Here is a 13,828-nt window from a genome sequence, read left to right as displayed (position 1 = left end):
CGTCACGAGACGGATCCGGCCTCACGGGCCCGCTCGGGAGCGGCGGTGACGCGCAGCTTGGACTGCCGGTGCGGGAGGGCCTCCCAGTCGTCGAGGAAGCGGGCCGACAGACCGTGCCGGGCGGCGAGTCCGGCGAGGGTCTCCGTGCGGTAGTAGAAGTCCTCGTGCAGGACCTGGTGTTCGGTGCCCTCGGTCCGGTCGAAGGTGAAGTCGAAGAAGCCGCCGGGCGCCAGGATCCGGCCGACGTGGGCGAGGCACTCGTCGATGACGTGCGCCGGCGAGTGCGAGAACACGCTGTGCGCGTGCACCACGTCGAAGTGGGCGTCCGGCAGGAACGCGAACGTCAGGTCGTCGGTCAGCGTCAGATGGGGCAGCTTGGCCTGGAGCCCCTCCCGTACGAGGGTGTCCTGGGCGGCGATGAGGATGTCGGGCGAGATGTCGATCCCGTAGTAGTTGCCGCTGTCCAGGTGGTCGATGAACAGCCGTCCGGCGCGCAGGTTCCCGCAGCCGATCTCCAGCATCCGGTGCTCCGGCCTCAGTCCGTGCCGCACCAGGTAGTCGAACTGCATCCGGCCGATCTGCGCCCACCGGTCGGGGGACGGGTTGTGGCCCACCGCCGCCTCGGTGCAGCGGGCGGCGTCGGAGGCCATCACGGCCCGGTAGTAGGCGATGTGGTCGTGGCCGTACCTCAGCCGCAGCCAGGCGTCCCGCGCGGCCCTGCGCGCGTGGGCGGGCACTCTCCCCGGGTTCCGCAGGGCGTAGCGCGCCCGGTGGGTGAGGCTCCCGCGGTCGCGGGTCAGGCTGGTGGCGCCCATGAGGACCTCCGGCGGAGAGATGCCAGTGGGGAGTTCGACGGCGTGGGGGCCGGGAAACCGGCCCCGGAACCGGGGAAGAACACGACAGCAGCCTGCGCTGTACCGGGCGGGACCGCTACCCGAGGGGGCCGAGAAGCCGTGACCGCAGGCCATCGCATCACCGTCGAGCAGGGCACCGAGCATGTCCGCGTCGTCCGCGGAGGGCAGGTGCTCGCGGAGAGCACACGCCCCCTGCTGCTGCGCGAGACGGGCCTGCCCGTGCGCTACTACCTCCCCGTGGAGGACGTACGCCTCGACCTGCTGACGCCGTCGCAGACCCACACCCACTGTCCGTTCAAGGGTGACGCGTCCTACTGGTCGCTGCCGGACGCCCCCGATCTCGTCTGGACGTACCCCGACCCGAAGCCGGAGGTCGCGGAGATCAAGGACCACCTGTGCTTCTACGAGGTGGAGGTCGTCTGAGCCGTCGGCCGGTCCGGGCCCCGCGCCCGGGCCGTCGGCGGGTTCAGACCGCCGCGGCCGCCGCGCGGGTGGTCGTCGCGATCGTCGCCGAGCCCACCACACGGGTGTCGTCGTAGAGGACGATCGCCTGGCCGGGGGCGACGCCGCGGACGGGCTCGGCGAAGCGCACCCGGAGCTCGCCGTCGACGAGTTCGGCGGTGACCGTCGTCTCGCCGCCGTGGGCGCGGAGCTGGGCCGTGTACGTGCCGGAACCGACGGGCGCCGCACCGCACCAGCGGGGCTTGATCGCCGTCAGGCCGGAGACGTCCAGGGCGTCGGCCGGGCCCACCGTCACGGTGTTGTTCACCGGCGAGATGTCGAGGACGTAGCGCGGCTTGCCGTCGGCGGCCGGGGTGCCGATGCGCAGGCCCTTGCGCTGGCCGATCGTGAAGCCGTACGCGCCCTCGTGGCTGCCGAGGACCGCGCCGGACTCGTCGACGATGTCGCCCTCCGCCTTGCCGAGACGCTTCGACAGGAAGCCCTGGGTGTCGCCGTCGGCGATGAAGCAGATGTCGTGCGAGTCGGGCTTCTTGGCGACGGCCAGGCCCCGCCGCTCGGCCTCCGCGCGGATCTCGTCCTTCGTGGTGAGCGTGTCGCCGAGGGGGAACAGCGCGTGCGCGAGCTGGCGGTCGTCCAGGACGCCGAGGACGTACGACTGGTCCTTGGCCATGTCGGAGGCGCGGTGCAGCTCGCGTGTGCCGTCCTCGTTCACCAGGACCTTGGCGTAGTGGCCCGTGCAGACCGCGTCGAAGCCGAGGGCGAGGGCCTTGTCGAGCAGGGCCGCGAACTTGATCTTCTCGTTGCAGCGCAGGCAGGGGTTCGGGGTGCGGCCGGCCTCGTACTCGGCGACGAAGTCCTCGACCACGTCCTCGCGGAACCGCTCGGCGAGGTCCCACACGTAGAACGGGATGCCGATGACGTCCGCGGCGCGGCGGGCGTCGCGCGAGTCCTCGATGGTGCAACAGCCACGCGCGCCCGTGCGGAACGACTGCGGGTTCGCCGAGAGGGCGAGGTGGACTCCGGTCACGTCGTGCCCGGCCTCCGCGGCGCGGGCGGCGGCGACGGCGGAGTCCACACCGCCGGACATGGCGGCCAGTACTCGGAGGGGGCGGGGGCGCTGCGTGGTCTCAGTCATAACGCTTCAAGGGTACGGGTCGCCGGGAACCGGAGCCCGCGAGTATCCGTTCACGATCACATGGGCGACTCGACGAACGACTCGGACCGGCGCATCGGGCGCCGCGGCCTGCTCATCGGCGGCGCCGCGGCCGCCGTGGGCACCGCCGTGCTGGCCCGGGACGAGCTGGGGCGCCTGTGGTGGCGGTTGCCGAGCGTGGAGAAGCCGCGCAAGGAGGGCGAGGTCGACTTCCGGGGTGCGCGCTGGGTGGCGGCGTCCTCGGGGAACTGGCGCAGGGCCGACCGTCCCGACGACTTCGGCATAGACCGCGTGATCATCCATGTCACGCAGGGCAGTTACAAGAGCGCGGTGAAGGTCTTCCAGGACCCCGCCCACGGCGCCGCCACGCACTACATCGTCCGCCAGGACGGCCGCATCACCCAGATGATCCGCGAGCTGGACGTGGCCTTCCACGCGGGCAACCGCGAGTTCAACGAGCGGAGTGTGGGCATCGAGCACGAGGGTTTCGTCGACCGGCCGCAGGACTTCACGGACGCGATGTACGAGGCGTCGGCCCGTCTGACGGCCCGGATCTGCGCCCGGTACGACCTCCCGATCGACCGGCAGCACGTCATCGGCCACGTCGAGGTCCCGGGCACGGACCACACCGATCCCGGACCGCACTGGGACTGGGACCGCTACATACCGCTCGTCCGCAAGGCGGCGAAGCAGGCAGCGACAGCCACACCGACGGCCGGCGCATAGCCGCCCGAGGCCCCGCCCCGCGAGGGGCGCGGGGAACTGCGCGACAAACCCCCGCCGGCCCGCGGCCCACACACGACAGCAGCCACGCCCGCCACCCGAGCGAAGCGAACCGGCGGAGCCGTCAGCTCAGGCCCGCCGACCGAGCCCGTTCCACGGCCGGGCCGATCGCCTTGGCGACCGCCTCGACGTCCGCCTCCGTCGAGGTGTGGCCGAGGGAGAAGCGGAGGGTGCCGCGGGCCAGGTCGGGGTCGGTGCCGGTGGCGAGGAGGACGTGGCTCGGCTGGGCCACGCCCGCCGTGCACGCGGAGCCCGTGGAGCACTCGATGCCCTGGGCGTCGAGCAGCAGGAGCAGGGAGTCGCCCTCGCAGCCCGGGAAGGTGAAGTGGGCGTTCGCGGGAAGCCGGCCCCCGTCCGACGGGTCGCCGCCGAGGATCGCGTCGGGCACGGCCGCGCGGACCGCGTCGACCAGGTCGTCGCGCAGCGCGCCGATCTCGCGGGCGAACCACTCGCGCTGCTCGGCGGCGGTCCGGCCCGCCACGGCGAACGCGGCGACGGCGGGCACGTCGAGGGTGCCGGAGCGCACATGGCGCTCCTGGCCGCCGCCGTGCAGGACCGGTACGGGGCTGTACTCCCGGCCGAGCAGCAGCGCCCCGATGCCGTACGGGCCGCCGATCTTGTGCCCGGAGACGGTCATCGCGGCAAGTCCCGAGGCGCCGAAGTCGACCGGGATCTGACCGAAGGCCTGGACCGCGTCGGCGTGCAGCGGGATGCCGAACTCCCCTGCCACGTCCGCGAGTTCACGGACCGGCATGACCGTGCCGATCTCGTTGTTCGCCCACATGACGGTCGCGAGGGCGACGTCGTCGGGGTTGCGGGCCATGGCCTCGCGCAGGGCGTCGGGGTGGACGCGGCCGTACCGGTCGACGGGGAGGTACTCGATGGTGGCGCCCTCGTGCTCGCCCAGCCAGTGGACGGCGTCGAGGACGGCGTGGTGTTCGACGGGGCTGGCGAGGACGCGGGTGCGGGCCGGGTCGGCGTCGCGGCGGGACCAGTACAGGCCCTTCACCGCGAGGTTGTCGGCCTCGGTGCCGCCGGAGGTGAGAACCACCTCGCTGGGGCGGGCGCCCAGGGCGTCCGCCAGGGTCTCGCGGGCCTCCTCGACCGTCCGGCGGGCGCGGCGGCCGGCGGCGTGGAGGGAGGAGGCGTTGCCGGTGACGGCGAACTGGGCGGTCATCGCCAGGGCCGCCTCCGGAAGCATGGGGGTGGTCGCGGCGTGGTCGAGGTATGCCATGGTGGCCCGATTCTATGGCCCGCCGTCTGCCGGGCCGGTCGGGCGGGGGGTGTACGGCCCCGGTGCCGGAGCCGACGGCCTCCGCCGGTGCCCGTGCCCGGTCCGCCGGGCATGCACCCGGGACCGGACCCGGCCACGCACCCTCCCCGCCCCTGGGTCCGCCGGGGCGGAGCCTCGCCGGTCCGCGGAACGACAGCCCGCCGCACGGCGGTTGCCGGCGGCCTCTTCGCCGCGAGGGGGCCGCTCCGGTGGCGGCGCCGCCGTCAGAAGCTCCAGGACAGGGTGCTGTCCGCCGACATGAAGGCGGCCAGGACCAGGAGGTCGGCGACGCCCAGGCCGAGTCCGAGGAAGGCGCGCCCGCGGCGGGTGGTGCCCCGGTAGAGGGCCACGGAGGCGAGTGCGATGGAGACGGGGCCGAGGAAGATGTTCAGCGCCAGCAGGCCGACGAGGCCGAGGATGAAGGACGCGACGGCCATGCCGTCGGCGTCACGGGCGGCGCTCCGGGGCCGCGGCGCGGCGGTGGTGAGTTCCATGTGTCTGCTCCCAGCAGGCAGTCGTACGGGGACGGGTGGAGGGTGCGGTCGGTTCAGCTGGAGGTTTGGCGCCGTCGGCCGTGGCGCTCGCGGACCGCGAAGACGGCCAGCCAGACGCCGATGACCGCGGCGGCGACGAGGGTGAAGGACAGCGGTGCGTGGGCCACGGTGCCCAGCACGACGCCCAGCAGCAGAAGCGCTGCGACGAGGAACAGCATGTGATGCCTCCCGTGGAAGTCCGGCGAGTCGCCGTGCCCGGTCCGGGTGTCCCCGGATGTTTCAGGGAGCCGACGATTCGGTGAACGCTTGTGGTTACAGTTGTTCACTGACTCCAGAGTCTAGCGCGTCCGGCGACTTTCCAATCCCGGAGAACAGTTGTTAACTGCATGGCATGAGTCACAGTCTCGGCGTCCGGCAGGCCCAGAAACAGAAGACCCGACAGGCGTTCCTGGACGCCGCGTTGGGCCTGCTGGAGGAGCAGAGCCTCAGCAGCCTGGGCCTGCGCGAGGTCACCCGGGCCGTCGGCGTGGCCCCGACCGCGTTCTACCGGCATTTCCACTCGACCGCGGATCTGGGCGTCGCCCTGGTCGAGGAGGCGCTGGGCAGCCTGCATCCGATGATCTCCGGCACGGTGTCCGCGTCCGGCGACAGCGACGAACGCATAGACCGGGCCGTCACCCTGATCGCCGGTCACGTGCGCGAGCACCCCGCGCACATCCGGTTCATCGCCCGCGAGCGCAACGGCGGTGTGCAGAAGGTCCGGGCCGCGATCGCGGAGCAGATGGACCGGTTCACCGACGAGGTGACGGCCGAGCTGGCCAGGCAGCCGGAGTCGGCCGGCTGGACCGAGGACGATCTGCGGATGCTCGCCGGGCTGTACGTCGACCAGATGCTGATGACCGCCGGCACCTTCCTGGAGGCTGCCCCCGAGGAGGAGGACCGGGTGGCCCGGGTGGCCGTGCGCCGGATGCGCCTGATCAGCATCGGCCGCCGCCACTGGCTGGGCTGACGCCCGCCGGCGCACGACTCGCCACCACGTCCGCGTCCACCGGCACGCCACCAGGCACGTCACCGGACATGCGCGAAGGGTGCGTACGGGGACCGCCCCGTACGCACCCTTCGCTCTCTCTTGCGCCCTGCCTGGCGCGAGCGCAGGTCAGCCCTGCGTCTGCTGCCCCTGGTTCCCGTTCTGGTTCTGGCCCTGACCGCCGCCGGGGCCGCAGCCGCCACCCTGACCGCCGCCCTGGCCGCCTCCCTGCCCGCCGGGGCCGCCGCTGGGCGCACCCGACGGCTTGCCGGAAGGCGCGCCCGACCGGGCCTCCCCCGTGGGGGCGCCGGACGGCGCCCCCGAGGGCGCGCCGCTCGGCATTCCCGAAGGAGCCCCGCTCGGCGCTCCCGACGGCGCCTGGCAACTCTGCTGTCCCGAGGTGCCGCTGCTGCTACCGCTGCCGCTGCCCGAGGACGAGGAGTCGCCCGAGCCGCAGGCCGTCAGCAGGAGCGGCGAGAGGGCCAGCAGGGCGACGGCCGGGACGTGACGTACACGCTTCATGGGGGCAACTCCCGTTGTATGAGCCTGTTCTGAGAGGCGCATGCAACCAACGGTCCTTGGGTGCCGCATGGGCGCGCACTGTGCGCCACCTGTGGCCAGGGCGCGGCGCGACGCCACGAACCGCCGCCGACCTGCGCTTTTACGGGCGCGGTTCAACTCCCCCGCTGGTACAGCTCCGTGACGAAGGCCGCCACCCGTGCCCGGTCCCCCACACCGCGGAGGCTCCGCCCAGGCGTCGTCAGCCGAGGCGCACCCGGGCCAGTTGGCGCGACTGCGCGACGAGTCGGTCCGCGCTGTCCCAGACCTCGGCGTCCTCCTCCAGGAAGCCGCCGGCGAGGTTGCGGGTGGTGATGGCGACCCGGAGGGGTCCCGGCGCCGGACGGCAGCGCACGTGGACGGTCAGCTCGACGGTGGGCACCCAGCCGGTCAGGCCGATCTCGAAGGCGGTCGGCGGCAGCGCGTCCACCGCGAGGAGCAGCGAGAGGGGATCCGCGTCGCGGCCGTCGGCGAGGCCGAACCAGGACCGCATCTCACCCTTGCCGGACGGCGCCCCGAGGGCCCAGCCGAGCGTGGCGGGGTCGAGCTTGAGCATCAGGCGGTCGGTGATGGCGGAGCTGCCGGGGACGGGCGCGGGGCTGTCCGCGGGCCCGAAGCACTGGTCGATCGGGGCGATGGCGGGCGGCTTCGCGGTCGTACGGACGTCGTCGGGCAGGCTGTCGAGGTCTCCGTACGAGGCGAGTACGCGGATCCGCTCGGTCTCGCGACCCTCGTCGTCGTACTGGAACAGGGACGCCTGGCCGGTGGAGAGGGTGCGGCCGGTGCGGACGACGTCGGTGCGGACGACCGCCGGGCCCGGCTGGGACGCCGTCAGGTAGTGCGCCGAGATCGTGAACGGGTCGGAGTGCGGCAGTGCGTCCGCGAGCGCGCGGCCGAGGACGGCGAGGAGATAGCCGCCGTTGACGGCGCTGATGATGGTCCACCCGGCGGACAGGTCGATGTCGTAGACGCCGGGTTCGCGTCGGGTGACCGCGGTGTCGCGGTCGAACTCGCTGTCGCCGATCCTGGCCCGTGTCGCGTGCAGGGAAGCTGCTTCTGGCATGCCTGAACGCTACAACAGGAAATTACTAAGCGGTAGCTTTCTCTGTTTCCGTCACATGAACCCCGCCGGCGGACGCGGGGGCGGGAGCCCTCAGTCCGGCACCTCGACCGCCGTCGAGCGCCGGTGCCACGCCCGGGGCGCGCGCCAGTGGTAGCGCATCGCGAGCAGCCGCAGCGCGAAGGCGGTGACGACGGCGAGCGCGGACGTGTAGGGCGTCAGCACGTCGTAGCGGATGCACAGGGCGACCATCGTGGCGCCGACGATGGCGGGCACGGCGTACAGGTCGCGGTCCCAGCGCAGCAGCGAGGGCACCTCGTTGGCGAGGACGTCCCGCAGCACACCGCCGCCGACGGCCGTCGCCAGTCCGAGGGTCGCGGAGGCGGTGAGGCCCAGCCCGTACTCGTACGCCTTCGTCGTGCCCGCGACGCAGAAGAGGCCGAGCCCGGCCGCGTCGAAGACGTTCACCCCGAGCTGGATCCGCTCCACCTCCGGATGGAGGAAGAACACGAGGACGGTGGCGAGCAGGGGCGTGAGGAAGTACCCCAGGTCCGTGAAGGCGGCCGGCGGCACGGCCCCGATGACCAGGTCCCGGAACAGTCCGCCGCCCAGCGCGGTGACCTCGGCGAGGACGGCGATACCGAAGACGTCGAAGTTCTTCCGCACGGCCAGCAGCGCCCCGGAGATCGCGAAGACGAAGATGCCGATCAGTTCGAGCGTGTGCTGAACGGAGGGAGTGAAGAGTTGCTGGAGCACCTGCACATTCTCACCCAGCACTGAGCCCCTGCCTTGCGTTGCAAGGCAGGGGCTCAGTGCTGCTCACTTCTCTGCGGCCTGTTTCCCTGTGGCCTACTTCTCCTTGGCGGGAGTGTCGCCCTCGGAAGCGTCGGCTTCGGGAGCGTCGCCCTCGGGAGCGGTCCCGGCGGGAGCCTCCGTGACGGTGGCCGAGTCCGCGGCCGAATCCGCGACCTCCGCCGCGACGGCCGCCGACGTCTCCGCGGACTCCGCGAGCACCTCGTCGGCCACCAGCTCCGCCGCCTCCTTCGCGACGGTCAGCAGCACCGTGTCCTGCGGGGCCTGGTCCTCGAAGTTCTCCGGGTGGTGGCAGGCCACCTGCTGACCGGGCTTCAGCTCGAGCATCGGCGGCTCGGTGGTCGTGCAGATCTGCGTGGCCTTCCAGCACCGCGTGTGGAAGCGGCACCCGCTCGGCGGCGAGATCGGCGAGGGAACGTCACCCTTGAGCAGGATCCGGTCGCTCTTGGCCGACCTGCGCCGGGGGTCCGGGATCGGCACGGCCGACATCAGCGCCTTGGTGTACGGGTGCATCGGCGCCTTGTACAGCGACTCGCGGTCCGCCAGCTCCACGATCTTGCCGAGGTACATCACGGCGATACGGTCCGAGACATGGCGTACGACGGACAGGTCGTGCGCGATGATCACGTACGTGAGGCCGAGCTCCTGCTGGAGGTCGTCCAGCAGGTTGACCACCTGCGCCTGGATCGACACGTCGAGCGCGGAGACCGGCTCGTCCGCCACGACCAGCTTCGGGTTGAGCGCGAGCGCGCGGGCGATGCCGATGCGCTGGCGCTGGCCACCGGAGAACTCGTGCGGGTAGCGGTTGTAGTGCTCGGGGTTGAGACCGACCACGGACAGCAGCCGCTGGACCTCCTTCTTGACACCGCCCTCGGGCGTGACGCCCTGGAGCTTGAAGGGGGCGCTGATGATCGTGCCGATGGTGTGGCGCGGGTTCAGCGACGAGTAGGGGTCCTGGAAGATCATCTGGACGTCACGGCGCATCGGACGCATCGCGCCCACCCCGAGGTGCGTGATGTCCTTGCCCTCGAACTCCACGGTGCCCGCGGTCGGTTCGAGCAGCCGGGTGATCAGCCGGCCCATCGTCGACTTGCCGCAGCCGGACTCGCCCACGACGCCCAGGGTCTCGCCGGACCTGACCTCGAAGTCGATGCCGTCGACCGCCCGCACCGCGCCGGCCTGCCGCTGGAGCAGTCCCTTGCGGATCGGGAAGTGCTTCTGCAGCCCGGTCACCTTGAGGATCGTCTCGCCGGGGGCGGCGTCCTTCGTGAGGACCGCACCCGAGGCCGAGCCGTCGCTCTGTGCAGGGATGGCCACTGCTTTGTCCTCTGCGTTGTCACTCACAGCTTCGGCGCAATCTCTTCGGTCCAGATCCGTTCCCGCTGCTCCTGCGTCATGTGACACGCGGCCCAGTGCTGGCTGCCCACCTCGGACAGCTCGGGGCGGACCGTGCGGGTGACGTTGTCCTTGGGGACGTCCGCGTACGGGCAGCGCGGGTTGAAGGCGCAGCCCGACGGGATGTTGATCAGCGAGGGCGGTGAGCCCTTGACCGGGATCAGCCGCTCGGTCTGCTCACGGTCGAGGCGCGGCATCGAACCCAGCAGACCCCAGGTGTACGGGTGCCTCGGCTCGTAGAAGACCTTCTCGGCGGGGCCCCGCTCGATGCAGCGGCCGCCGTACATCACCAGGATGTCGTCGGACAGTTCGGCGACGACGCCCAGGTCGTGGGTGATGATGATGACCGCGGAGCCGAACTCCTTCTGCAGGTCACGGATGAGGTCGAGGATCTGCGCCTGGACGGTCACGTCCAGGGCGGTCGTCGGCTCGTCCGCGATCAGCAGTTCGGGGTTGTTGACCAGCGACATCGCGATCATCGCGCGCTGGCGCATACCGCCGGAGAACTCGTGCGGGTAGTTGTCGACCCGCTTGTCCGGCTGGGGGATGCCCACCCGGTCGAGCATCTCGACGGCCCGCCTGCGGGCCACCTTCTTGTCGACCTTGTGGTGGATCCGGTAGGCCTCCACGATCTGCTGACCGATCGTGTAGTACGGGTGCAGCGCCGACAGCGGGTCCTGGAAGATCATCGCCATCTCGCGGCCACGCAGCTTGCGCACGTAGTCCGGGTCGGCGGAGAGCAGTTCCGTGCCGTCGAGCCAGATCTCGCCGGAGATCTGCGCCTTGCGCTTGCCGTACTGACCGGCGGTGTGCAGACCCATGATGCCGAGCGAGGTCACCGACTTGCCCGAGCCCGACTCGCCCACGATGCCGAGGGTCTTGCCCTTCTCCAGCGTGAAGCTGAGCCCGTCGACGGACTTGACCAGGCCGTCGTCGGTCGGGAAGTGGACCTTCAGGTCGCGGACTTCGAGGAAGGCGGAGGGGGCGGGCGAGTCCTTGACGGGCTCGGTCATGGCCGCTCCGGTCTTGCTGGGTTCGGTCATGACAGCCTCACACGGGGGTCGATCACGGCGTACAGGAGGTCGACGACCAGGTTGGCGAAGATCACGGCGAGCGAGGTGATCAGCGTGACGCCCAGGATGATCGGCAGGTCCTTGGTGTTGATCGCCGTCAGCACGGCCTGGCCGAGGCCCGGCAGGCTGAACGTGGTCTCGGTGAGGATCGCGCCGCCGATCAGGGCGCCCAGGTCCATTCCGAACATGGTCAGGATCGGCGTCATGGTCGAACGCATGGCGTGCTTGCCGATGACGACCGGCTCGCGCAGGCCCTTGGCCCTGGCCGTGCGGATGTAGTCCTCACCCAGGATCTCCAGCATGGTGGCGCGGGTGATCCGGGCGTACATGGCCGCGTAGAGGAAGGCCAGGGTGACCCAGGGCAGGATCATGCCCCCGAGCCAGCCGCTGAAGCTCTCCTCCAGTGGGACGTACTGGCCGTCGATCCATCCGAGGCCGTAACTGAAGACCGCCAGTGACAGCAGACCGGTGAAGTAGATCGGGAGCGAGACACCGCTGAGGGCGACGATCATCGCACCGCGGTCCCACAGGGAGCCGCGCTTGAGCGCGGAGAGCACACCCGCCGCGACACCGAAGATCAGCCACAGGACCGCGGCACCGAGCGCGAGAGCCAGGGTCACTGGGAAGCGGTCGGTGAGCACGGGCCAGATGGCCTGCTCGTTGCGGAACGAGTAACCGAAGCACGGGGCCGCGCAGTTCGTGACGTCGCCGCCGGACGCGTAGGTGCGCCCGACGAAGATGCCCTTGAAGAACTCCCAGACCTGGACGAAGATCGGCTCGCCCAGCCCGAGCTTCTGCCGTACGGCCTCGATCGCCGCGGGGTCGGCCTGCTTGCCCACGAACATCGTGGCCGGGTCCACGCCCGCCCAGCGGGGGACGAGGAAGAAGATGCAGAAGACCACCAGAATGATGACCACCAGCATCACTGCGGCGGCGAAGAGCCGCCTGATGAGGTAAGCGAGCACTGCTCTCGGCCCGACGGCGGGGCCGCGGGCCACCGGAGGTCGTCCGGTGGCCCGCGGGTCACGCCGCGCCGGCCTTCACCTGCCTTTCGTGCCGTATGGCGGGTGCGCCGGTCGGGATTACTTCTTCAGAGCCAGGTTCACGAAGTCGTACTGACCGCTGTAGTTGTCGGTCGTGTAGACGTTCGCGAGGTTGCTGCCACGCCAGTTGACGAACTTCTCGAAGACGAAGGGCAGGTAGTAACCGCCCTCCATGACCTTGTGGTTGATCTCCGTGGAAAGCTCGACCTTCTTCGCCTCGTCGAGCTCCTTGACGTAGTCGTCGAAGAGGCCGTCGATCGTCTTGTCCTTGATCAGGGCGAAGTTGTTGTTGCCGCTCTCGAGGATGTACTTGCCGCTCCACAGCGGCAGACCGAAGCCCTGGACGGTCGGGAAGTCCGGACCCCAGCCCATGATGATGATGCCGTAGTTCTTCTTCTTGACGTTCGCGGGGCTACCGATGATGCCGCTGGTCTGCGCGCCGTCGTACTGGTCGATCTCGGCGGTGATGCCGACCTTCTTCAGCGAGGCCTGGAGGGACTCGGCGGTGGCGACCTCGACCGGCTTGTTGTTGCGGACCGCGATGGTGGTCTTGAAGCCGTTCGGCTGGCCGCAGGCCTTCAGCTCTTCCTTGGCCTTGGCGGCGTTGCCCTTCTTGTTCGTCGTGGCCGACTCGTACGGGTCGTACTTCTGACCCTCGGCGCCCGGGACGGACGGCGGCAGCATGTTCGTGCCGATGTCACCACCGGCCACCGGGCCACCGCGCGCGGTCTGCAGCGACTCGTGGTCGGCACCGTAGATCACGGCCTTGCGGCAGTGCTCGTTGTCGAACGGCTTGACGCTCTGCGGGAAGACCGCGTAGCGGACGTAGCCGGAGACCGGGTTGTCCAGGTTGCCCTTGTGCTGCTTCAGGGCGGTGGTGCGGCCCTGCGGGGACATGCCGGTCTGGTTGATGTCCAGGTCGTAGTCGCCGTTGATCAGACGCTGGTCCATGTCGTTGGCGTTGGTGAACAGCGTCAGCGTGATCTTGTCCGGGTACGCCTTGCGGATCTTGTCCGAGGACGCCTTCCACTCCGGGTTGCGGACCAGGGTCAGCGACTTGTTCGGCGTGTACGACTGGAACTTGTACGGGCCGGACGAGAACGGCTTCAGGCCGTACTTGGACTTGGTGTCCTTGTCCTGGCGGACCGGCGAGGAGGAGGCCAGCGCCAGCATGTCCTCGAAGTCCGAGTTGGCCTGCGGCAGCTTGAAGACGATGGTCTTGTCGTCCGGCGTCTCGATCGCCTTCAGACCCAGCTTGTCCGCGGACTTGTCCTTGTACGGGCCCTTGTACTCGCCCTTGGGGTCGAGGACGTCCTTCAGGTAGACCGGACCGCCGGACAGCACGTCCTGCGCCCACTGGCGCTCGATGCCGTACTTGATGTCCTTGGAGGTGATCGGCTTGCCGTCCTCCCAGGTCACCCCGTCCCGCAGCGTGTAGGTGTACGTCTTGCCGTCGTCGCTGATCTTCGCCGTGCTGGTGGCGAGGTCCGGGGAGAGCTCGGCACCCTTGGCACCGGGCTCGGCGTTGCCGGTCACCAGCGTGCGGCTGTAGTACCGCATGAAGTTCCAGGCGAAGCCGTAGTAGCCACGCGTGGTGTCCCACGAGTCGGCGTCCTGGACGCCCGCGAACTTCAGCGTGCCGCCCTTCTTGGCGAGGGAGGCCTGCGCGACCTTGTTGTTCGCCGCGTTGAAGCCGGCCGCGCCGTTCTTCGAGCCGCCGTCGTCGTCGTTGCCGCCGCCGCCGCACGCCGCCGTGGACAGCAGTGCAGCGACCACGGCTGCGGCGGCCGCAGCCTGCTTACGCCGCCCTGTGGTGCGTTGGGTAATCACTCGGATCCTC

General features: G+C 70.5%; 15 protein-coding genes. 3 read left to right on the top strand and 12 right to left on the bottom strand.

Going from position 1 to position 13,828, the window contains the following annotated elements; genetic code table 11:
- Positions 1-2: 2 nt before the first annotated feature.
- Positions 3-815, bottom strand: a complete 813-nt coding sequence (locus KUF83_RS09530) for a class I SAM-dependent methyltransferase (RefSeq protein ID WP_217454166.1) — start codon at positions 813-815, stop codon at positions 3-5.
- Positions 816-953: 138 nt separating this feature from the next.
- Here KUF83_RS09530 and KUF83_RS09525 point away from each other — a divergent pair, with 138 nt between their 5' ends.
- On the top strand, positions 954-1,277 hold the full coding sequence (locus KUF83_RS09525) for a DUF427 domain-containing protein (RefSeq protein ID WP_217454165.1): 324 nt from the start codon (positions 954-956) through the stop codon (positions 1,275-1,277).
- Between the two features lie 43 nt (positions 1,278-1,320).
- On the opposite strand, the gene mnmA is transcribed toward KUF83_RS09525, so the two are convergent.
- Positions 1,321-2,451, bottom strand: a complete 1,131-nt coding sequence (gene mnmA / locus KUF83_RS09520; RefSeq protein ID WP_217454164.1) for a tRNA 2-thiouridine(34) synthase MnmA — start codon at positions 2,449-2,451, stop codon at positions 1,321-1,323.
- Positions 2,452-2,511: 60 nt separating this feature from the next.
- Here mnmA and KUF83_RS09515 point away from each other — a divergent pair, with 60 nt between their 5' ends.
- Positions 2,512-3,195, top strand: a complete 684-nt coding sequence (locus KUF83_RS09515; protein WP_217454163.1) for an N-acetylmuramoyl-L-alanine amidase — start codon at positions 2,512-2,514, stop codon at positions 3,193-3,195.
- A gap of 121 nt (positions 3,196-3,316) precedes the next feature.
- Here the strand turns inward: KUF83_RS09515 and KUF83_RS09510 are convergent, their stop codons facing one another.
- The 3 genes from KUF83_RS09510 to KUF83_RS09500 form a co-directional block, all read right to left on the bottom strand.
- Positions 3,317-4,486 carry a cysteine desulfurase family protein gene (locus tag KUF83_RS09510; RefSeq protein WP_217454162.1) on the bottom strand — a complete coding sequence of 390 codons (1,170 nt, stop codon included), beginning with the start codon at positions 4,484-4,486 and terminating at the stop codon, positions 3,317-3,319.
- A gap of 263 nt (positions 4,487-4,749) precedes the next feature.
- On the bottom strand, positions 4,750-5,019 hold the full coding sequence (locus tag KUF83_RS09505) for a DUF4190 domain-containing protein (protein WP_217454161.1): 270 nt from the start codon (positions 5,017-5,019) through the stop codon (positions 4,750-4,752).
- A 53-nt stretch (positions 5,020-5,072) separates the two neighbouring features.
- Positions 5,073-5,237 carry a hypothetical protein gene (locus KUF83_RS09500; protein WP_217454160.1) on the bottom strand — a complete coding sequence of 55 codons (165 nt, stop codon included), beginning with the start codon at positions 5,235-5,237 and terminating at the stop codon, positions 5,073-5,075.
- Between the two features lie 173 nt (positions 5,238-5,410).
- On the opposite strand from KUF83_RS09500, the gene KUF83_RS09495 reads away from it, so the two are divergent.
- Complete coding sequence (locus KUF83_RS09495; RefSeq protein WP_217454159.1) at positions 5,411-6,028, top strand: TetR family transcriptional regulator; 618 nt, start codon at positions 5,411-5,413, stop codon at positions 6,026-6,028.
- A gap of 147 nt (positions 6,029-6,175) precedes the next feature.
- Here the strand turns inward: KUF83_RS09495 and KUF83_RS09490 are convergent, their stop codons facing one another.
- From KUF83_RS09490 to KUF83_RS09460, 7 genes are all read right to left on the bottom strand, one after another.
- On the bottom strand, positions 6,176-6,568 hold the full coding sequence (locus KUF83_RS09490) for a hypothetical protein (protein WP_217454158.1): 393 nt from the start codon (positions 6,566-6,568) through the stop codon (positions 6,176-6,178).
- A 238-nt stretch (positions 6,569-6,806) separates the two neighbouring features.
- A complete protein-coding gene (locus KUF83_RS09485; protein WP_217454157.1) occupies positions 6,807-7,667 on the bottom strand; it encodes a thioesterase family protein in 861 nt (286 codons plus the stop codon).
- Between the two features lie 90 nt (positions 7,668-7,757).
- The gene (locus KUF83_RS09480) at positions 7,758-8,420 is read right to left on the bottom strand and encodes a trimeric intracellular cation channel family protein (RefSeq protein WP_217454156.1); all 663 of its coding nucleotides are present in this window, start codon (positions 8,418-8,420) and stop codon (positions 7,758-7,760) included.
- Positions 8,421-8,513: 93 nt separating this feature from the next.
- Positions 8,514-9,794: an ABC transporter ATP-binding protein gene (locus tag KUF83_RS09475; RefSeq protein WP_217454155.1), complete on the bottom strand. Its 1,281-nt coding sequence runs from the start codon at positions 9,792-9,794 to the stop codon at positions 8,514-8,516.
- Positions 9,795-9,817: 23 nt separating this feature from the next.
- Positions 9,818-10,915: an ABC transporter ATP-binding protein gene (locus tag KUF83_RS09470; RefSeq protein WP_217454154.1), complete on the bottom strand. Its 1,098-nt coding sequence runs from the start codon at positions 10,913-10,915 to the stop codon at positions 9,818-9,820.
- On the bottom strand, positions 10,912-11,910 hold the full coding sequence (locus tag KUF83_RS09465; RefSeq protein ID WP_217454153.1) for an ABC transporter permease: 999 nt from the start codon (positions 11,908-11,910) through the stop codon (positions 10,912-10,914). The genes KUF83_RS09470 and KUF83_RS09465 overlap by 4 nt, the downstream gene beginning before the upstream one ends.
- 117 nt (positions 11,911-12,027) lie before the next feature.
- On the bottom strand, positions 12,028-13,818 hold the full coding sequence (locus tag KUF83_RS09460) for an ABC transporter substrate-binding protein (protein ID WP_217454152.1): 1,791 nt from the start codon (positions 13,816-13,818) through the stop codon (positions 12,028-12,030).
- Positions 13,819-13,828 lie beyond the last annotated feature (10 nt).

This window comes from Streptomyces sp. BV286 (genome assembly GCF_019090165.1).
In the GTDB taxonomy this organism is placed as follows: Bacteria; Actinomycetota; Actinomycetes; order Streptomycetales; family Streptomycetaceae; genus Streptomyces.
This window is presented reverse-complemented; position numbering and strand designations above follow the sequence as displayed.

Bases quoted from the DNA above. Each gene is read 5' to 3' on its own strand.
- KUF83_RS09530 (WP_217454166.1), bottom strand. From the start codon at position 815: ATGGGCGCCACCAGCCTGACCCGCGACCGCGGGAGCCTCACCCACCGG.
- mnmA (WP_217454164.1), bottom strand. From the start codon at position 2,451: ATGACTGAGACCACGCAGCGCCCCCGCCCCCTCCGAGTACTGGCCGCC.
- KUF83_RS09515 (WP_217454163.1), top strand. From the start codon at position 2,512: ATGGGCGACTCGACGAACGACTCGGACCGGCGCATCGGGCGCCGCGGC.
- KUF83_RS09510 (WP_217454162.1), bottom strand. From the start codon at position 4,486: ATGGCATACCTCGACCACGCCGCGACCACCCCCATGCTTCCGGAGGCG.
- KUF83_RS09505 (WP_217454161.1), bottom strand. From the start codon at position 5,019: ATGGAACTCACCACCGCCGCGCCGCGGCCCCGGAGCGCCGCCCGTGAC.
- KUF83_RS09500 (WP_217454160.1), bottom strand. From the start codon at position 5,237: ATGCTGTTCCTCGTCGCAGCGCTTCTGCTGCTGGGCGTCGTGCTGGGC.
- KUF83_RS09495 (WP_217454159.1), top strand. From the start codon at position 5,411: ATGAGTCACAGTCTCGGCGTCCGGCAGGCCCAGAAACAGAAGACCCGA.
- KUF83_RS09490 (WP_217454158.1), bottom strand. From the start codon at position 6,568: ATGAAGCGTGTACGTCACGTCCCGGCCGTCGCCCTGCTGGCCCTCTCG.
- KUF83_RS09485 (WP_217454157.1), bottom strand. From the start codon at position 7,667: ATGCCAGAAGCAGCTTCCCTGCACGCGACACGGGCCAGGATCGGCGAC.
- KUF83_RS09470 (WP_217454154.1), bottom strand. From the start codon at position 10,915: ATGACCGAACCCAGCAAGACCGGAGCGGCCATGACCGAGCCCGTCAAG.